Source organism: Halanaerobium sehlinense, from assembly GCF_055379485.1.
Genome location: NZ_AP042442.1, coordinates 1197242 through 1217358, shown reverse-complemented (window position 1 = coordinate 1217358; position 20117 = coordinate 1197242). Strand labels below are relative to the sequence as shown.

Sequence of the window (20117 nt, the reverse complement as noted above, 5' to 3'; positions counted from 1 at the left end):
CCCCCGGATAAAGATTTCTCAATATCCAGGCGGGCGACTTCTAAAGATTATACTCCCCTATGGTTAAATCCATATTTATCCGCCAGTCGTATAATCCATATATTTAAATTTTAATTACAATTTATATATTAGCAGAAAGATTTGGGGCTGTCAAATTAAATTTGTCTAAATCCTGACCTAAAATAGACCAAAGTCAACAGTATCCTAATTTTAGCTTAAAGAAGATATTTGTTTAGGGTAGCTCTAACAGCTCCCTCTTCTGCTATCATCTCTTTAAAGTATCCTTCTATTTTTTCTCCGAGCCCTACTTCGTATAGGTCTAAGCCCATTAAGTTCTCATTACTCAAAATATTATTAAGCTTATCTCCTACAGAATCAGGGTCGCCCAGTTCAATTCCCTCTAACTGAGGTGTCAGCTCATCCAGCATTGGATCTGAGCTTAAAGGCATTTCATTCCCTTCATCATCTACTGCAAGAAGATATCTCAACCAACCTGCAATTGCAAGTGGTACTACAACCAAATCTGCTGGATCTAAGTCTTCGGCATCACGATAAGATTTAATTGTCTCACCAAAGCGGATTGCTACTTTTTGTGAAGTATCTTTAGCTATTCTTTGAGGTGTATCAGGAATATATGGGTTAACCAATCTTTCTTTAACTACTTCATCAATAAACTCTTTTGGATCAAGTACTTCCGGATCTACAACAACCGGCAGTCCTTCTTTGTAACCAATCTGTTCAACTAAGGCTCTAATTTCCTGATCTTCCATCTCTTCTGCAATTGATGTGTGGCCTAAAAGACAGCCGTAAACTGCCATTGCTGTGTGCAGTGGATTGAGGCAGGTTGTTACTTTCATGGTCTCTACCTGGTTAACTGTCTCTCGATCGGTATAGATTGCTCCTGCTTTATCTAGAGGTATTTTACCATTAGGAAAACTGTCTTCTATAACAAGATACTCAGGGGCCTCTGCATTAACAAAAGCTGCTATTTCTGTATTCTTATTTGTTTTTACAATTTCTGTGTTTTCAAAACCGATCTCTTTCAGCTTCTTCTTCACATCAGCTGCTGGTCCTGGGGTAATCTTATCAATCATTGACCAGGGAAATCCAACTTTTGATTCATCATTTAAATATCCTAAAAATCCTGCTTCTACTAGATCATTTTCTACCCATTTTTCAGCTACAGTTATTACAGCATCTTTAAGCTTCTGACCGTTATGAGAGCAGTTGTCCATGCTGGCAAAAGCAAAAGGATAAGCACCTGCTTTAAAACGTTCATAAGCTAAGGCAGTCACCTTAGCCATCAGGTGGTTTAAATCTCCTTCAGGTCCAGCCTTGAAATCTTCTAAAACAAAGGGGAAGAATTCTCCGTCCATATTGTCCAGAGCATAACCTTTTTCAGTTACAGTAAAACTTGCCATTTTCAAACTGGGTTTTTTAAATATTTCTTTCAGCTCTTCCCAGTCTTTTTCAAAACTGGAATCAGCCTTTAAGCCTTCAGTGATACTGGCCAGCAGAGTTTTTTCTAAACTGCCATCAGCTGACATCTTAACAACCAGACTTAAATTATCAGCTGGCTGATAAACCTTATCTATAATCTCATAATCAAAGCCTTCAGCAGCTATAATCCCTGTTTCAACTTCACCCTCGTTTAAAAGTTCCTGCTGCAGGCGGGCAATAAAAGCTCTGAAAATGTTGCCGGCACCAAAATGTACCCATTCAGGATTTTCCTTTGTGTTATCAATTAAGTTTTGATAATCAAACTGTGGTGGCTTTATTCCAGCTTCTTCCCACTGAGCTTGATCTTTTAATTCTTCTTTTTTAAGTTTTAGCATAAGTAATTCACCCTCAATATAATAATTTTATAATATAGTAAAAGGAATTCTCTTTTTAATTAATATATTAGCCAGAGAATCCCTTTATTTAGATTACTACTTATTCATCTTTTCAATTGCTTCCCACAAACCATTAATATATGTAGCACCAAGTGCTCTATCATACAAACCATAACCAGGTCTGGCTTTTTCTCCCCAGATCATACGTCCGTGGTCGGGTCTGATATATCCTTCAAATCCTATATCAAAATATGCTTTCATAATTTCAAATAAGTCTAAAGAGCCATCACTTGATAAATGAGAAGTCTCATGAAATTTACCTTCTCCATCAAATTTTAAGTTTCTAACATGCCCAAAGTGAATTCGGTTACCAAACTCTCTAATTAAGCCCGGAACACTGTTATCTGGATTTGAACCTAAAGAACCGCTGCATAAAGATATTCCATTATAAGGACTATCAACTGCATTCATTAGTTTGCGGATATTTTCTTTACCTGTCATAATTCTGGGCAGTCCATAAATTGGCCAAGGTGGATCATCCGGATGAATTGCCATCTTTATATCATATTCTTCACAGACAGGCAATATACTATTTAAAAAGTACTTAAGATTGTCAAATAACTGTTCTTCATCAATTTCTTTATACTGCTCCATAATGTCTTTAAGTTCAGCCAATCTTTCAGGTTCCCAACCAGGTAATGAAAAACCCTGAGATTCTTTATCAAATTCTTCAACAAGTTTTATAGGATCAGTATTATTTATCCATTCTTCATCATAAGCCATTGTAGTTGAACCATCTGCAAGCTCCTCAGCCAGATCAGATCGAAGCCAATCAAAAACTGGCATAAAATTATAACAGACAACTTTTATACCTTCTGAGGCAAGATTCTTTAAAGTTGTTTTATAATTTTCAATATACTTATCCCGGGAGGATAATCCTAATTTTATATCTTCATGTACATTAACACTTTCAATAACTTCAAGTTCAAGTCCCGCCTTATTAATTGTCTCTTTAAGCTTTTTAATTCTTTTTAAAGGCCAGATTTCTCCAACGGGTATATCAGACAAAGCACTTACTATACCTGTCATGCCAGGTATTTGTTTTATTTCTTTTAAACTAACACTATCATCATTTTCGCCAAACCAGCGAAATATCATTTTCATTTGCATCACCAACTTTTTTATAAATTATTAATCTAGCCAAATATTAAATTCGGTAAAAATAAAACTAAATCAGGAAATAATGCTAAAATTATTACTTCTGAAATAATCGCAATAAAAAATGGTATAGATTCTTTTGTATATTTTTCAGTTGGACAGTCTAGTATCGAACAAACTGTATACATAGCTACACCAACTGGTGGAGTTAATATCCCCATAGTTACAATTGTCATCATAAGTATTCCAAAATGTACTGGATCTATTCCCACCTGTTGTACTATTGGTAAAAATATTGGAGTTAATATTAAAACTAAAGCTGTAGTTTCAATAAACATACCACATAAAGCCAAAAAAATTAAAATAATAAAAAGTAACATGATTGGATTAGTTGTAATATTAGTTATAAAACCTGATAAAACTACCGGAATTCGATCATAAACTATTCCATATCCAAAAATTCCAGCAAATGATATAATTAACATAATTGAACCTAAATCTTCCACTGTACTATCTAATACCTTTATAAATCTTTCCCATGTTAATTCTTTATACACAAAAATACCAACAAATAAAGCATAAACTGCTGCAAAAGCTCCTGCTTCTGAAGGAGTGAATATTCCAAACCTGATACCAATAATTAATATAAGAGGAAAGATCACTGCCCAAATACTATCTTTTATTGCAACCATTAATTCTTTAAATGTTGCTTTTTTTTCTCTAACTGGTTTATATCCTTTTTTCTTAGAAGATACACTAACTGCTATCATCAAAAAGGTCATCATTAGTAAGCCTGGAATTAATCCTGCCGCAAATAAGCGTCCTATTGATACTTCTCCAACAAATCCATAAATAATTAGACCCATACTTGGTGGTATAGTAGCTGTGATAAGAGAAGGTAAACTTACAGCCGCTGCTGCATAGCCCCGTGAATAACCTCTAGATATCATGTCAGGACCTAAAATTCTTGCTTCCATAGCTGCATCTGCAGTTGCAGATCCTGATATTCCTCCCATTAAACTACTAAGAACAACACTGACTTGTGCTAATCCACCACTCATATGGCCAGTAGCTGCAGTTGCAAGTTTAATTAATCTAGGGGTAATACCTGTTGAATTCATTAAATTGCCCGCTAAAATAAAAAATGGTATTGCTAAAAGTGGAAAGGATTGAGTAGCACTAACTGCTTTTTGAGCTACTATCGAAAAAGGAACATATTGATTTTGAATAAAGAAAATTGCTCCAGAAATTCCAATTGTAAAAGCTACTGGCATCCCAAGTAATAAAAAGATTATAAAAAATATAAGTACATATAACACTAAGATAACTCCTCTCTAAGTAACTTTTAATTTATAATAATATTTTTTATTTGTAATAAAGTAGTTATAATCATTAGTAGTGAACCTATAGGTGCACTTAATGTAGCCCAAGAATAGCTTATTTGCAGGCTCTGAAAAGTTCTTGCATAATTTTCTATAGATAATTGAATTCCATAAAATAGTAATAATGATAAGAATACAATGATTATTAAATTAAAAAATAGCTTAATTAGCTTATATGATTTTTTAGATAATTTTTCTGTTATAATATCTACTCCCATTAATTTTTTTCGTCTCATTGCTATGTCAGCTCCAATAAAAATTGTCCAAGCAAAAAGGAGCTGGGCAATATCCACTGCCCAATTCAATGGGAGTTTGATCGATCTCATAAGAGCAGCAATAAAAACTAATAATATTATTACACATAAAAATGTTTTAGTAATCAATTCTTCAAAAACAATTAGTTTTTTATAAATGTTTTTCATTTTATCTCCTTCTATTTTTAATGATATATTATGGCTGACCAAATTAATTTGGTCAGCCAAAAAAATAAATTTACTTATTCATTTCTTCATAAAGTTTTTCTTTTAATTCTACAAATTCTAGCTCTTTATATGCTTGTTGGGCAGCATTTTTAAATGCTTCTGTGTCTGAATTTATTACTTTCATGCCCTCTTCAACCATTTTATCTTCATAATCATCAGCTAATTTAATTACTTTTCTAGCTGTATTTTCGCCAGCTTTTTTAGCTTCTTCTAAAACTATGTTTTGATACTCTTGAGGTAATGAATTGAACCACTTATCGCCAACCACAATTCCATTAATTAATTGGAAATGTGAAGTTTTATTAATATAATTAATAACTTCATACAAGCGAGAATTATATGAAGCTAAATGTTGAGCTTCTGCACCATCAATTACATCTTGTTGCATTGCAGTATAAACTTCAGTCCAACCAAGTGCTACTGGTGTGGCTCCCATAGCTTTTATTGATTCTTGCCAAACTGGAGCACCAGGAGTTCTTACTCTAACTCCATTCAAATCTTCAGGATTTCTTACAGGCTCATTAGTTAAAAAGTGTCTTGGCCCGTGATACCAATTAAAAGCTAAAACTTGTAAACCATGATTGTTAGCCAATTCTTCTTCCCATTCTTTAAATGACTGAGTATTAACTAGATCAAGTATTTCATCATAATTATCTACAATATAAGGCATACCAATAACACCAATATCCTTAACATAATTTGCCATTCTTCCGCCATCTGTTAATAAAGCAACATTTACTCCCATACGAGTTTGTTCAATAACATCTTCATCTGAGCCTAATTGAGCACTAGGATAAATTTCAATCAATAAATTACCATCAGTTCTTTCTTCAACATTTTTTTTGAATTCTTTGAATCCATCCACTAATGGATCAGATTCATTCAACTGTGTTGAAAGTTTTAACAAATAATCAGCTTTTGCTTCAACACTAATATTACCCACATTCATAAAGACAGCAACCAATAAAAATGTTAACATTATAATTGATGTTTTTTTCATATTATCTCTCCCTCTTTAATTATGTTTGCCTATCAAATAATAAACCACCTAATCTAAGTTTTCTCCCCCCCTTTTTTTATTTTAATCATACTAACATGTTAGTATGATTAAAATTTTTACATTTTAAAATAATCAGGATAATCCTTTTTTAATTTTTCCTGATCAAATTTAATTCTACTAATATGTGAATTCATAGTTTTTAGTGCATTTTCAGAGTCTCTATTTTTAATAGCAGTTATAATTTTTTGATGATCTTCAATAACATCAGATCTATTAAAATCCGCTGATAAACTCAAAATTCTCATTCTATTTAAATGACCACTAATTTGTTCTATAGAAATCCATATGTTACCCATATTACATCCTTCAAATAACATTTTATGAAATTCATTATCATACTCAAATAGCTTTATATAATTATTTTGCTGCAGACTCATTTCCTGTACTTTTAGATTTGTTTCTAAATCAAATATTTTCTCTTCAGGAAACACATCACAAGCTAATTGTACTATCTTGGTTTCTAAAGCTTCTCTCATAAATTTTGCTTCCTGTACTTTGTCTAAATCAATATAAGAAACAAAAGTTCCTCTTTGGGGATAGACATCAATTAATCCTTCTTCTTTTAATTTTACAAAAGCTTCTCTTATTGGGGTTCTGCTAACTTCAAATTCTTTAGCAATTTCTTTTTTCTTTAAAACTGTACCAGGTTTTATTGTTAAGTTCATTATATTTTCTTTTAAAACATTGTATACATAATCTTTCATATTTAAATTATTATACTTTTTATGATATGCTAAATTCATCTAAAATCCACCACCTTTTAATATACTAATGATACTAACATACTAGTTTTGAATTGTCAAATAATTTATTTGGTTTTTCTTTTCAATATATTATTAAATTTCTGCTGCGACACGACAGGGAGCTGCTTCTGCTCGGACTTTAAGCGGAAAAATAAAAAGTTTAAAAGCTTCTAATTCCGGCAGTTTTTCTAAATTACATAAGTTTTCTAATATAAAAATATTGTTTTCAAACAATTTGTGATGTATCCTAAAAGGGCTTTGGTCAGGTGAAGGCATGTCAAATCCCAGCAGTTTAATTTCTTTTTTAACGAAAAACTCGGCCAGTTCTTCTGAAATAACCGGATGTTCTCTAAAATATTCTTCTTTCCCATATTTAGCTGCAAAACCGGTCTTAATAATTACCATATCATCTTTTTCAATTAGATCATTATATTTATCTTTGACAGTGATCACTTTTTGACCAGCTGCATTTAACAACCTGGCTCTGCCGCTTAAATAAGTTAAGGAAATATCTGAAATATAACGATTGTCCTTAAGCATATGTGCTGGTAAATCCAGATGAGTTCCGGCATGCATTCCCATTTTTAAATTGTGATTTGAATAACCATCTTCTTTAACTTTCTTGTCATTTTCTAGTTCAACTTCTATGTCACCCGGATAAACAGGCATTCCCTCATAAATTTCATAACTTAAATCGATTAATTCCACTAAATGCTGCCTCCTTATTTTTGATCAAATATCTTTTCAGCCACTGCTGAATATACTTCCAAATCACTGCGGCTGTATAATACAAAACGGATTAGCTTGATTTTTTTTAGTTCTTCTGCAGTTTCTTTCACAGTTTTTAAAGAAATTTCTGCGGCTTCTTTTATGGGGTATCCAAAAACACCTGTTGAAATGGCCGGAAAAGCAACACTTTTTAGCTGACATTCCTCGACCAGATGTAAAGAATTTTTATAGCATCTAGCCAGCAGTTCAGCTTCGGGTTTGTCCTGACCGTAAACAGGACCCAGAGTATGGACTACATATTTATTTGGCAGTTTAAAAGCAGAGGTAATAACTGCCTCTCCAACCTGAATTGGTGCCAGATCCCGGCAGGCTTCTTCTAGTTTTGGGCCAGCCGCTCGATGAATTGCTCCTGCAACTCCACCACCTGTCTTCAACTGAGCATTAGCAGCATTAACCACTGCTTCGATATCCGGTTGAGCTGCTATATCTCCTTCAATCAACTGTAGTTCAATTCCAGCTACATTGTATTTCATTAAGAGTTCCTCCTTTAAATAATCGTTTTATAGTCATTTTAAATGAAGCCCAGTTTTAAATCCCTTTCAATATTAATATAATTCAATAAGCAGCTAATTTATCCTCTTTTGAGCTTTTAAAAAACTAAATCCCTGTTAGAGCAATTTTTAAAAAATTTTTTTAACCTCAGTTTTAAGTTTCAATTCTTTAGTTAAAACTACTTGCCTGGAGTATTAATTAGTCTTAAGTATTTAATTAACGCTTGAAGTATCTAATCACATATATTGAGTCTCTATATTTTGACAGCTTAACTTATCTTTCCTATAATCTATGGTGGAATTAATAAAGAAAGATTAAATTAATTTTTCTTTAGGAGGTATAGTCAAAGATGATTGATCAGAATTTAAGTCAGGAAATTCAGAATTGGATGCAGCAGGAAGTTGAAAAAAGAAATGCAGATGGTGTTGTAGTAGGACTCAGTGGAGGTATTGACTCCTCAGTAGTTGGAGCGCTGGCCAAAGAAGCCTTTGGCGATAACGTACTAGGAGTTATGCTTCCGGCAAATGGAACAGTAACCAAAGATGTTGAATATGCTGAGCTTTTAGCAGATAAATTTGATATTGAAACTTTGAAGGTTAATATGAAAGAAATAAATGAGCCGCTGGAAAATAGATTACAGAGTATTGATATTGAGGAAAACAAAAGAGAACACTGGCCTCAAACTAAGATTCCAACTACTAATCCGGCTGAACAAAATATTCAGACCAGACTTAGAATGATGACTCTTTATTATATAGCTGAAAAGAAAAATTATGTTGTAATGGGTACCAGCAACAAAAGTGAAATTTTAGCAGGTTACTATACCCTTTATGGTGATGGAGCTACAGACATGAGACCAATCGGTGACCTAAATAAAACACAGGTCTGGGAACTGGCAGAAGTTCTAGGTGTACCAGAAAAAATTATTAATCGTCCTCCAACTGGTGGTTGCCGTGGAGATGAAAGCGACCGAGATGAAAAAGAATTTGGTATTGCCTATGAAGATTTTGATAAAATTTATGAATCAATTAATAATAATGATGACCTATCTAAATTTGATGAAGGTGATGTGATGCGGGTCAAAGAATTAATTGATGCAGCCAAAGAAAAAGAAGATGTTCCTACTTTTAAGGTTGCTGAATAAATCTAAGATTCCAGAATAACATAATATAATTGATAAATCGACAAAAGCTGGCACGCACCGTGAACCTGTCAGCTTTTGTCGTTTAAAGTTTCATTTGCTTTTTATTTGATAGTTTTCGACATAATAGAACATAAATCGGGTGGTTCACGGTGCGTGTACATTAATCAAAAAGGTATTCGAACTCCTCATAACCCTCTTCAGCCAGATCTTCAGCTGGAATAAACCTTAGGGCAGCTGAATTCATGCAGTAGCGCAGTCCGGTTGGCTTAGGCCCATCCTCAAAGACATGACCTAAATGGGAGTCGGCATTTTTGGATCTAACTTCAATCCTTTTCATCCAGAGTGAATTATCTTCTACTTCCACTATATTTTCTTCAACCAGCGGCTTAGTGAAGCTCGGCCAGCCCGAACCAGACTCAAATTTATCTGTTGAAGAAAAAAGCGGCTCTCCTGAAACTACATCAACATAAATACCTGGATCTTTATTATCCCAGTACTTATTGTTAAATGCAGGCTCAGTTGCATCAAGCTGAGTCACCTTATACTGCAGATCTGTTAGACGCTCTCTTAATTCAGCGTCGGATTCTTCTTCGTTGATCACTACAGAATCGGCATCTTCTGTCTTACAGAAAGTTGTACATTCTGCTGGATCAATTCCATTCAATCTTAGAAGTTCCTCCTGCAGTTTATCTGTCAGAGCAAAGTTACCGATATTTTGAATAATCTCATTGCGCTCACCCTTACCGCTAACATAACCATTAATTTTACTGATAGTTGGAGAGTTTATAAATTCTTCAATCTTCATCATTTCAAAGTAATGGTCTCTAAATTCAGTTTTCTGCTGTAATCTAAATTTCTGATGATAATTTTCAGCTAAATAAAATCTATCTAATTCTTTAATTACAGTTTTAACTTCGCGATTTCTTTCAGCCTCTAAATTTTCTTTAACCTCTAAAGCAGTTTGCCGCTGCTCTTCGTTATGATAGAGAATTAATGAAGCATACTGTCTTGAATAGGCTTCAGCAAATGCATTGTGGCTGTTGAAGAAAATCTCCACCAGCTCCAGATAAGAAATCTGATCTGGATCATAATCAATCTGAACAGTTTCTGTGTGGTCACCTATTTTTGTATATCTTGGATCTTTCATTTCTCCCCCTGCATAGCCAACTCGGGTTCTAACTACTCCTTCTAAAGCACCAAATGATCCGTCAGGTCCCCAGAAACAGCCGAGACCAAAAGTGGCAGTTTCAGTTTCTAACTCATTCATCTGCTGATCATAAGGAATTAATTCCTGAGCTGAAACACTGGCACTTAGGCCAAATACCGCCAATAATAAAATCGAAGTTGCAAATAAATAATCCATTCAATCTACCTCCTATTTATATCAATGATATAATATCCTGCCCTGCTGACTATATAATAATATTTTTTACCTGATTTTAATAGTAAGTAGATTACTCAAGTTTATGTTCTAGCGGTAGAGAAAGAGAAAATCATTAAGCCCGGCCTCTAAAACCTCAGCTATTATTTCACATTTTGCTTTAAGCAAGAAATAGATATCTTCCTCAATATCAAGCACACCTTCTAAATTACCCTGACCCTTAGAAATTACTAGATCAGCCTCTTGATAAGCAGCTAAAAATTCTGCTGAGGCCTCTTCCATCAGCATTCCCGGAGCAGTGGTACCGCTTTTAATAATTTCTGCATATTCGTTAATCCCGAGTTCTTTAGCTTTTTCTGCGGTAATATCGTTTAAAATAGGGATCTCTCTAACTGCATATGTAATCTTTAAGTTATATGGTTTTAACTCTTTTAAAAGCAGGCGGTCAAAAAGCGCCTCACCTGTATTGTCTGCAATTATGAGTAATCTTGATGCTGACTGAAGTTCATCTTTAAAACGAGGGTAATCACTGTGGGCAAATGAATTCTCTATCGCCTGGTCAATGTTTTCTTTAATATTAACATTAAGACTGACTCCTGCGTCAATAGAATTACCCATTGCTGACATCAAAAGAGCTGCTAATAGTGAATCTTCTGCGGCTGCAATTTCTTTTTCTACCAGCGGCAGCAGTTTGTGAGCCTGGATTAAATTTTTTTCTTTTAAATCAAAATATGGGTCTTTAACTTTAGTTAATTTTTTAATATATTTCTGCATTTGAGCAGCAAGCATAGGTGCTGTAAAATCATTGTTTAAAGCGGGAGCTAAGATCTCCCCAAAATGTTTAATAATCTGCTTTATTTTCTGGTCATCAGCTCCAATCATCTCAGCTGATTCAATGCTCTGTCTTAAAATACAGGGGTAACAATCATATTTTATTTTCATTTTGCATCACCTCAACCAAATTATATGCAGATTATGAACATAAGTCAATAAGTTGTTATTAAAAAAATTATTAAAATATAAAACTGCTGTTTAATATAACAGCAGCCTAAAATTTATATTGCTCGATTCAATTTGTTCTTTTTGCTCTTTCCTGTTGGAATACAGAGAGGAGTTCCAAATACAGGATCAGAAACTATCTGACAGTTTAAATCAAAAACTTCTTTAATCACTTCTTCATCAATAACCTCTTCTGGTTTACCCTGAGCAAAAACACCCTTATCTTTTACAGCCACTATATGATCGGCATAGCGGCAGGCTAAGTTTAAATCGTGCAGAACCATAATAATTGTCCGCTGATCTTTCTGGTTTAATTCATAGAGCAGATCAAGCAGATCAACCTGATGGGAAAGATCAAGATAGGTGGTTGGTTCATCAAGTAAGATTATTTCCGTGTCCTGAGCTAAAACCATTGCCAGCCAGGCCCGCTGCCGCTGCCCCCCAGAAAGTGAACTCAAATCACGATCGGCGAGCTCCAAAAGTCCAGTATCCTTTAAGACTTTTTCTACTATTTTTTGGTCCTCACTGCTTGAAGTCTGATACCATTTTTGGTAGGGATATCTTCCCTGTTCTACCAGCTTGCGGACTGTGATCCCCTCTGGAATAGTAGAGCTTTGAGGTAAAAAGGCAAGCTTTTTTGCCACTTCTTTGGTTGAAAGCTGATTAATATCTTCTCCCTTTAATTCTACAGAACCCTCTACAGGCTTTAAAAGTCGAGCCATAGAATTAAGCAGAGTTGATTTACCAGATCCATTACCACCAATAAAAATAGTAATTTCTCCTTCTGGTATTTCTAAGTTTAAATTATCGATAATTTTATCTTTGTCATAGGCCAGTGATAAATTTTTGGTTTCTAAAATAGCCAAAGTTCTACCTCCTTTAAAATTGATTGCGGTTTCTGTATAGTAAATAAATAAAAAATGGGGCTCCGATTCCGGAAACAAAAACTCCTGCCGGCAAATCAAGTGGTAAAAAGGCTGTTCGGGCAAGCAAATCTGCTCCCATCAAAATCATCCCTCCACTTAAGATTGAATAAATAATTAAGATTGAATAGGATTTACCTCCCAATTTTCGAGCTATATGGGGTGCAATTAGTCCAATAAAGGCAACTCCTCCGGCATAGGCTACTGCAGAACCAGCAAGGGCAACACTGATTAACATCAAGAAAAAGCGGTTAAGCTGAATATTTAAACCCAGACTGGCAGCAATCTTATCACCCAATGCAAGCAGATTTAAACTTTTATAAAATCCGAAAGCCAGTGGAATAAAAATTATAACCCAGGGTAGAAATTGAAAAAGCTCATCCCAGTTTGTACCATAAATACTGCCGGTAAGCCAGACATAGGACTGGACTGTGGTACTGATTGGACTGAAGACAATAATCATTGTTACCAGTGCATCTACGGCTGCTGCAATCCCAATTCCGATCAAAACCAGTCTGATTGAGGTGACTCCCTTCTGCCAGGCTAAAAAATAGATTAAAGCTGAAACCACTGCTGCTCCGAAAATTGCAGCAATGGGTAGACCGGTGATACCATAATCAGCACTAAAAAAACTTAAGTAAGTAATTGCTCCTGCAGAAGCCCCTCCGGTAATCCCAATTATATCTGGAGAAGCCAGAGGGTTTTTAATATTTGCCTGCAGAATTAGTCCAGAAACTGATAGAGCTGCTCCAACTAAGAAAGCCATTAAGGTTCGAGGTAATCTTAAAATATTTATTGTAAAATTATAAGCCCCCTCTTCCAGACCCAAAAAGTGACGGATTACGGTCAGGGGTGAAATATAACTGCTGCCTAAGGATAAAGAAAGAATAAAGATCAGCCCTGCCAGCAAAATAAGTCCAAAAATTAAGATAATCTCCCGTGAAATTTTTAAGTTTTTAAGCATTAACTTTAAACCCCCGCCTGACAATATAAACAAAAAATGGAGCTCCCATAAATGCTGTCATTACTCCAATCGGTACTTCCTGCGGCATTATAATAATTCTGGCTATTATATCTGCAATTAAAAGCATGACTGCTCCGATTATAAAAGAATAAATTATTAACCAGTGGTAGTTATTGCCGACAAAAAAGCGGCTGATATGGGGAACTACTAAACCAATAAATGATATTGCTCCTGCTGCAGCCACTGAGCTGCCGGCTAAAATGACAATACTTAGACCGAGCAAAATTTTAATCACAATAGTCTTTTGCCCCAGACCGGCTGCCATTTCCTCTCCAATCAGTAAAATATTAATATCTTTGGCCAGAATTAGAGCCAGAATTACTGCTCCTAAAATAAATGGCAGCAGGGGTATAATCATTTCAAGATCTCTACCGGCAGTTGAGCCAGAAAGCCAGAAAAGAACACTCTCTAAACTCTCCTGATTAACCACCAAAAGCCCCTGAGTAAAGGAATGAAAAAGAGCAGTAACTGCAGCTCCGGCGAGTATCATTTTTAAAGAAGAAAGCCCACTCCTTCCCAGAGAAGCAATAAAATAAACCAGTAAGCCAGCCAGCATTGAACCAAAAAATGCTAGCCAGATACTAATATTCATTGAAGTGACTCCAAAAAATGCAGCTGCAATCACCAGCAGAAAAACAGCACCTGAGTTAAGACCAAAAATACCAGGTGCAGCAAGTGGATTGCCGGTCAGAGCCTGCATCAAAGCACCAGCAACAGCAAGACTCCCTCCAGCTGCCAGAGCAATTACAGTTCTGCTCAACCTGGTTGAACGGATTATTATATGTCTGGTTGACTGCTGATCATAATTAAAGAGCGCCCTGTAAACACTTTCCAGAGAAACAAAGTGCTGGCCAACAGCCAGACTAAAAACTGCTGCTGTCATTAACAAAATAATTAAAAAGAGCAGCATATTCAATTTTGCTTTTTGATTACGCAAAATATGAGTCATAAGGTTTATTCTTCCAGTTCAAAGTGTTCATATAATTGGTCTAACATAATATGAGCTGATTCAATTCCTCCGGCCATATTCCAGGCAACCTGATCAACTCTAAATACCTGCTCATTTTGAACGGCATCTAAGTTTTCCCAGAGTGGATGTTCAGTCCATTCATTATAAGTATTTTCTACAGCTTGATCATCTGACATGAAAATAAAAAAGGCTTCTGCATTCATTTCCGGGATACTTTCTTTAGAAGTCAGTTTAACTCCCCATGTATCTTCCTTATGTGCTTCTGGTCTTTCAAAACCAAGTTCGTTTAAAATTCTCCCAGCATATCCACTGTAATAAATCCGGGCATGGTCTGCTCTAAAGTTTAAAACTGCAACCTCGAGCGGCCATTTAGCTCCCATTTTAGCTTCAATTTTTTCTCTGAAATCTGCAGCCCGCTGATCCCAGTTTTTTAAAACAGCTTCAGCTTTTTCTTCTCTACCTGCAGCTTCTCCCAATAATTTAACTGTTTCCCTATATCTAAAAACTGTTTCTTCCATTACTGTTGGAGCAATTTGAGATAAAAGATTATAAATATCTTCATGCCTCATTTTAGAAGCAATGATTAAGTCTGGATTTAATTTACTGATTTCTTCTAGATTTGGCTGAGTTTCGAGTCCAACCTGCTTAACATCGCTAAGGTCGTCCCGCAAATACTTATATACAGGTTTTTCGACCCAGGATTCCACAATACCAACCAGGGGTATGCCAAGGGCATGAGCAGCATCATTTGCACCCTGATAAAGGGTTACTACCCTCTTTGGAGTTCCTTCGATCTCAGTTTCTCCCATTGCATGCTCTACAACTCTTGTTTCTGCCATCACCGAAATACTTAAAGTTATAGTTAATAATAAAACCATTACCAAAACAGCTATGTAATTCTTTTTATTTAACAAAATAAATCCTCCTTGTGGTTTTTAGTTATTTTTTTCTGATAAAAGATTTAAAGCAAGTATAAACTATTATTGATTGAGACTGATTATCAAGTTCAATCGCTTATAATTATAACTAAACATATTTATTTTGTCAAGATTAGCGATAAAAATATATTTATATAGTAAACTAATAATAATTAGCTCCGACTACTCAAAAAAATGGAGGGTTCTACCCCTCCACAGTAAGTAACTTATTAATTTTAACCATCACTGCCAATTGCATCAACGGGGCAGGCTGCTAAAGCACTTTCACAGGCTGTCTTTTCGACTTCATTTTCTGGCTGTTTTGATACATAAGCATAATCAGCCCCCATTTCAAAATTATCTGGAGCTTCACCAACACAAATTCCACAGGCTATACATTGGTCATCAACATAATAATCACCAGCAACATTTTCAGAAACACGATTTTCTGGATTTGCCATAACTACCACTCCTCGTAATTTTTTAAGTTCCATCAAATAAATTATAAGATTTTTCCGAATATTTGTCAAAATTAACTGGCTATTTTAGTTGGATTTAAAAAATCTAAAGAGGTTTATAATTTTATATTTGCTGTGATTCTTTCTTGATTTTAAGCAATTTAAAAGGTATCATAGAAATAGTGCAAAATTTAACTAAACTTATAAATACATAATAAAGGTGGTAAAAAAATGGAAACAAGTGAAATAAAAAAACCTGCTTTAAAAAGTGCTGTAACTGCCTTATCTGTAGTTATTGCAGTTATTTTAATTTCAATTAGAACAATTTTAGTTTTAGAGAGTGCCCTTGTTTTAGGTGCTATGACAGCTGCAGTTTTTGCTCTTTTTATGGGGTTAAGCTGGCATCAAATTGAAAAAGGCATGATTTCGGGAATTAAAAATGCTATTGGAGCTTCTTTAATCTTAATTATTATTGGGATGGTTATTGGAAGCTGGATTTTATCAGGAACTATCCAGACAATGATCTACTACGGTCTTAATTTTTTAAGTCCAGGTATTTTCCTGCCGGCAGCATTTATTTTAGCAGCTATTACTTCTATTTTAATTGGAAGTTCTTTTGGAACAATTGCTACTATGGGGATTGTTTTACTGGGGGTTGCTGAAGGACTGGGAGTACCAAAGGCCATAACGGTTGGGGCAATAGTCTCTGGAGCTATGCTGGGGGATAAAATCTCGCCAATGTCAGATTCAACTAATTTAACGGCTGCGATGAGCAGTACAGATTTATTTGAACATATTAAATCAATGCTTTACATATCAGCTCCAGCAGCTTTGATCAGCTTGATTCTTTACTCTATTCTAGGGGCCTCTTATCTTGATGGTGGAGCCGATCTAAATCAAATTTCAATAATTATGGAAAATCTAAGCAGTAATTTTAATATTTCTTTGTGGACTTTAATTCCACCAGCTTTAATGCTGCTGCTTTCATTATTTAAAACGCCTGCTATTGCCTCACTTTCAATCAGCTTTATTACAGCTTCTATTTTTGCTTTTTTAACTCAGGGGGCGGGCTTTGCAGAAATCTTAAATGCAGCTGCCAACGGCTACCAGGCAGATACAGGAATGGCGCTTTTAGATAACCTCTTAACTCAGGGGGGAATCAATAATATGATGAGCACAGTTGCCATCATTATGGCTGGAACTGCGATGGGCGGTATTCTGGAAAAAGCAAGAATTTTAGAAGTATTACTCGAATCGATGTTAAAAGTAGTTAAGAAACCACGGGATTTAATTTTAATTTCTTTAACTTCAGCTTATGTTATGCTTTTAGCAACTGGTGAGATGTTTGTTTCAATTGTAATTCCGGGCCGAACTCTGGCTCCTGCTTATCAAGAAATGGACATTGATACTAATGTGCTTTCCCGTTCTTTGGAAACTGCTTCTACTCTGGGCTGTTCTATTTTACCCTGGGGAGTTGTTTCAGTCTATATTCAAAATGTGATGGATATTGGCTTTAGCTATATTCCCTATACATTCCTGTCTTTTCTGGCCCCAATTATTGCTGTAATTTATGCATATACAGGAAAGTTCACCTTTAGAAGTAACTAGCACTTTAAACTATCTGCTATGTCAAATAATATCTAAAAAAGTTAAAGCGCTGTATCCTTAAAATTAAGGTCAGCGCTTTTCAAGTTACGTGGTTTTTTAAATTCCACTTCTGATTTTATGAACTTTAAAAAATTTTAGCTTGAATTAGACTATTAACTTTAAATCAAAAATGAGGCAATAGGATTCTCATCACTAGTGCTGTAAACTTCTTTAGTTTTTAAATCAACAGCACTTAAAATTCCTCCCTTACCTGATCCGGTATCAACCAGGATTTTATTTCCCTCAAATTTAACTTCGGCAACAGGTGTATGTCCGGCAACTATTGTTCTTTCTTCTTTAAAATCTTCACTTTTAGCTCCTAAAAATTTATAGCGAATCCAGATTAAATCATGTTTTGTCTGTTCTTCTAAAGTCAGTGCAGGATTAATACCGGCATGGACAAATATATAATTTTGATCTGCCTGATAATATGGAAGTGAATCAAAAAAATGAGCAGCCTCTTTTAGCTCACTTTGATTTGGAAAACTGGCTTCTGTTTTTCGGCCTCCATTCTGATACCAGAGATTAACATTATTATTGTTTAGAACAGCATCAATCATCATTTCCTCATGGTTTCCTCTTAAAAAAATATTTCTACCATTATCCAGTTTTCTAATATATTTATAAACCTGATAGGAACTAGCACCACGATCAATATAGTCGCCTAAAAATATCAATTTATCAGTCTCAGAGTTATAATTAATTTTTCCAAGAATTATCTCTAATTCTTCTATTTCTCCGTGAATGTCCCCGATGACATATTCAGCCATTTGAGCCACCTCCACTCAATACTTTAAACTAATTATAACATAATTCTGCAGATATTTTAATTTGAGTAGAGTTAAGAAGCTTTTGAAGTAATCTAAAGTTTTAAAAAATATATTATTATTTTAATGATCATTATTTAATTGATCGAGCATTTCTTCTGTTTTCTCAAAATGAGAGCCCTTCCAGTAAATTTTATCGCACTGCTGACAGTATTTAAATTCTTCAAAATATTTCTTCGTTTTTGGTTCCAGTCTTTCTATAATTTCCTCTTTATCGACATCTATTAATTTACTATTGCAGTTAACACAGCGGCTTTCTTGGTCAGGATAATATTGACCTAAATTAAATCTTGCAAAAACTTCTTTCAGCTGTGCCTGAGGATCATCATGCCAGATAAATTTAGCCCATTTAACCTTTTTCCGCATTAATAATCCCCTATCTCTGCTTAAAATTATTCTTTTTTCGCTAACTGCCTGTTCTGCAATTTCTTTGTCCAGATAATCATTTCTATAAGCTGTGTCAAAACCAAAACGCCTTAAATAGAGGGCCAGCTTGCCCAGGTGAACATCGAGAATAAACTTTGGTTTTGCTGGATATTCAGGCAGCAGAGATTCTCCTGGTCTCAGCTTAAAATTATATAGATACGGGTAAACAGAAAAGAAATCTTCTGACTGCACCAGATAAGAAAAATCTACTGGTTGAGAATTTTTTAAGATCAAAGCAACCTCTGGATGAGGAATTCCCAAGCTTTCTATCCGATCTTTAATAGTTTGACGACCTTTATAATAATGCAAATAATAGTACTGGTCGACAGACTTCAGATTTTTCTGATCAGGGTCAATAAATTTATTTAGATAACCATAGAATCTTAATTTAATAGTCTTAATAATAATTTCCTTTCTTTTAAAAGTTTTTAGCAAAAATTAATTTAAAAACTAATAGTGAACATCAGGTTCAAGCACATGATAGCTGGAATTTCTTATAATACTTTTTTTAGCCTTAAATTTATTCTTATTATAGTACATATTTTTATCAGCATTATTAACCATTTCTTCTAAACTATTATATTGATGACTGTGATGAACATAACCAAAGGCAATACTAAAATTATTTTCAGGGTGTTCTTTTATTTTTTCCTTTAATCTTTTAACAATCTGCTTACATGTTTTTTGGTCAGTATCTGGTAGAATTATTGCAAATTCATCTCCACCAATTCGAGAAATAATATCCTTCTGCCGCAGTTCAGACTTCAATAACTTTGCTGCTGATTTAATGTAATGGTCACCTTTTTTATGACCATGGTTGTCATTTATAATTTTCAAATCATTTATATCAGCGATGATTACAGATAAATTATGTTCAGCTGGATCATTAAACTCTGCCAGAACATTTTCAAAGTATCTTCTATTATGTAATCCTGTCATTTCATCATGAAAACTTAAATATTTTATTTTTTTATTTTTATTTTTAAATAAATTAATTTGCCTGTAGTTAAGTAATAATCCTATTAACATTTGAATTATTATGTAAATTTTAACTATAGTATGATATTCTAAAAATAAGAATAAAACATAGCCATTCAACTGAAAGATCCAGATAGTTAATGTTTTTTGATCATAATAATCCTTTAAAATATACTGAAAGCTCAAAATTAAAAAGACAAAATAAGCCAGACCAAATAAGTAATTAACCTGATCATTTACTTTACCTAGAAAAAATTTAGATAAAATAATTAAAAACAATAAAAAAAGAAGAAAATAAATTATTTTAATAAAAATATTGTCTCTATTCTTTTCCTTACTCAGCTCCATTTTTACTCATCTCCATTTGATTTTCTAATAATTTCTAAATTAAAGCTTATAATAATTATAATTCTTGCTCAGTTAAAAATATCCTTTAAATTATTGCTAAAATTTTAAAAATTTTGTATACTGATTTTAAAATA

General features: G+C 34.2%; 19 protein-coding genes, 1 pseudogene and 1 riboswitch. Of the genes and pseudogenes, 2 read left to right on the top strand and 18 right to left on the bottom strand.

The annotated features are described in order from the left end of the window. Positions 1-16: 16 nt before the first annotated feature. Positions 17-100: riboswitch (ZMP/ZTP riboswitch) on the bottom strand. A gap of 115 nt (positions 101-215) precedes the next feature. From ACZ446_RS05835 to ACZ446_RS05800, 8 genes are all read right to left on the bottom strand, one after another. Further along, positions 216-1835 (bottom strand): mannitol dehydrogenase family protein, encoded by a 1620-nt coding sequence (locus ACZ446_RS05835; RefSeq protein ID WP_464394177.1) that lies wholly within the window; start codon positions 1833-1835, stop codon positions 216-218. A 96-nt stretch (positions 1836-1931) separates the two neighbouring features. Further along, on the bottom strand, positions 1932-2999 hold the full coding sequence (gene uxuA, locus ACZ446_RS05830; RefSeq protein ID WP_464394176.1) for a mannonate dehydratase: 1068 nt from the start codon (positions 2997-2999) through the stop codon (positions 1932-1934). A gap of 32 nt (positions 3000-3031) precedes the next feature. Next, positions 3032-4312, bottom strand: a complete 1281-nt coding sequence (locus ACZ446_RS05825) for a TRAP transporter large permease (protein ID WP_464394175.1) — start codon at positions 4310-4312, stop codon at positions 3032-3034. A 26-nt stretch (positions 4313-4338) separates the two neighbouring features. Continuing rightward, the gene (locus ACZ446_RS05820; RefSeq protein WP_464394174.1) at positions 4339-4857 is read right to left on the bottom strand and encodes a TRAP transporter small permease; all 519 of its coding nucleotides are present in this window, start codon (positions 4855-4857) and stop codon (positions 4339-4341) included. 10 nt (positions 4858-4867) lie between these two features. Next, a complete protein-coding gene (locus tag ACZ446_RS05815) occupies positions 4868-5806 on the bottom strand; it encodes a C4-dicarboxylate TRAP transporter substrate-binding protein (RefSeq protein WP_464394173.1) in 939 nt (312 codons plus the stop codon). Positions 5807-5973: 167 nt separating this feature from the next. Beyond that, complete coding sequence (locus ACZ446_RS05810) at positions 5974-6660, bottom strand: GntR family transcriptional regulator (protein WP_464394172.1); 687 nt, start codon at positions 6658-6660, stop codon at positions 5974-5976. A 93-nt stretch (positions 6661-6753) separates the two neighbouring features. Beyond that, on the bottom strand, positions 6754-7368 hold the full coding sequence (locus ACZ446_RS05805) for a cyclase family protein (protein WP_464394171.1): 615 nt from the start codon (positions 7366-7368) through the stop codon (positions 6754-6756). A gap of 14 nt (positions 7369-7382) precedes the next feature. Then, positions 7383-7922, bottom strand: a complete 540-nt coding sequence (locus tag ACZ446_RS05800; RefSeq protein WP_464394170.1) for a macro domain-containing protein — start codon at positions 7920-7922, stop codon at positions 7383-7385. Positions 7923-8290: 368 nt separating this feature from the next. Here ACZ446_RS05800 and nadE point away from each other — a divergent pair, with 368 nt between their 5' ends. Further along, positions 8291-9085 (top strand): NAD(+) synthase, encoded by a 795-nt coding sequence (gene nadE, locus ACZ446_RS05795; RefSeq protein ID WP_464394169.1) that lies wholly within the window; start codon positions 8291-8293, stop codon positions 9083-9085. 160 nt (positions 9086-9245) lie between these two features. Here nadE and msrB read toward each other — a convergent pair whose 3' ends face one another. The 7 genes and pseudogenes from msrB to ACZ446_RS05760 form a co-directional block, all read right to left on the bottom strand. Beyond that, positions 9246-10448: a peptide-methionine (R)-S-oxide reductase MsrB gene (msrB, locus tag ACZ446_RS05790; RefSeq protein ID WP_464394168.1), complete on the bottom strand. Its 1203-nt coding sequence runs from the start codon at positions 10446-10448 to the stop codon at positions 9246-9248. 108 nt (positions 10449-10556) lie between these two features. Continuing rightward, the gene (locus ACZ446_RS05785) at positions 10557-11408 is read right to left on the bottom strand and encodes a damage-control phosphatase ARMT1 family protein (protein ID WP_464394167.1); all 852 of its coding nucleotides are present in this window, start codon (positions 11406-11408) and stop codon (positions 10557-10559) included. 113 nt (positions 11409-11521) lie between these two features. Next, positions 11522-12229: pseudogene (locus tag ACZ446_RS05780) on the bottom strand (ABC transporter ATP-binding protein); the annotation flags it as partial. 115 nt (positions 12230-12344) lie between these two features. Further along, the gene (locus ACZ446_RS05775; RefSeq protein WP_464394166.1) at positions 12345-13352 is read right to left on the bottom strand and encodes a FecCD family ABC transporter permease; all 1008 of its coding nucleotides are present in this window, start codon (positions 13350-13352) and stop codon (positions 12345-12347) included. Then, entirely contained in the window at positions 13345-14361 is a 1017-nt protein-coding gene (locus ACZ446_RS05770; RefSeq protein ID WP_464394165.1) for a FecCD family ABC transporter permease, read from the bottom strand. The genes ACZ446_RS05775 and ACZ446_RS05770 overlap by 8 nt, the downstream gene beginning before the upstream one ends. Positions 14362-14366: 5 nt before the next feature. Further along, complete coding sequence (locus ACZ446_RS05765) at positions 14367-15260, bottom strand: ABC transporter substrate-binding protein (protein ID WP_464394377.1); 894 nt, start codon at positions 15258-15260, stop codon at positions 14367-14369. Positions 15261-15535: 275 nt separating this feature from the next. After that, a complete protein-coding gene (locus ACZ446_RS05760) occupies positions 15536-15760 on the bottom strand; it encodes a ferredoxin (protein WP_464394164.1) in 225 nt (74 codons plus the stop codon). 228 nt (positions 15761-15988) lie between these two features. Between ACZ446_RS05760 and nhaC the strand changes: the two genes are divergently transcribed. Continuing rightward, positions 15989-17365 (top strand): Na+/H+ antiporter NhaC, encoded by a 1377-nt coding sequence (gene nhaC, locus ACZ446_RS05755; protein WP_464394163.1) that lies wholly within the window; start codon positions 15989-15991, stop codon positions 17363-17365. 158 nt (positions 17366-17523) lie between these two features. Here the strand turns inward: nhaC and ACZ446_RS05750 are convergent, their stop codons facing one another. The 3 genes from ACZ446_RS05750 to ACZ446_RS05740 all read right to left on the bottom strand — a co-directional run bounded on the left by ACZ446_RS05750 (position 17524) and on the right by ACZ446_RS05740 (position 19983). Further along, positions 17524-18174 carry a metallophosphoesterase family protein gene (locus ACZ446_RS05750; RefSeq protein WP_464394162.1) on the bottom strand — a complete coding sequence of 217 codons (651 nt, stop codon included), beginning with the start codon at positions 18172-18174 and terminating at the stop codon, positions 17524-17526. Between the two features lie 120 nt (positions 18175-18294). Next, positions 18295-19092, bottom strand: a complete 798-nt coding sequence (locus tag ACZ446_RS05745; protein ID WP_464394161.1) for a Mut7-C RNAse domain-containing protein — start codon at positions 19090-19092, stop codon at positions 18295-18297. A 15-nt stretch (positions 19093-19107) separates the two neighbouring features. Then, the gene (locus tag ACZ446_RS05740; RefSeq protein WP_464394160.1) at positions 19108-19983 is read right to left on the bottom strand and encodes a GGDEF domain-containing protein; all 876 of its coding nucleotides are present in this window, start codon (positions 19981-19983) and stop codon (positions 19108-19110) included. Positions 19984-20117 lie beyond the last annotated feature (134 nt).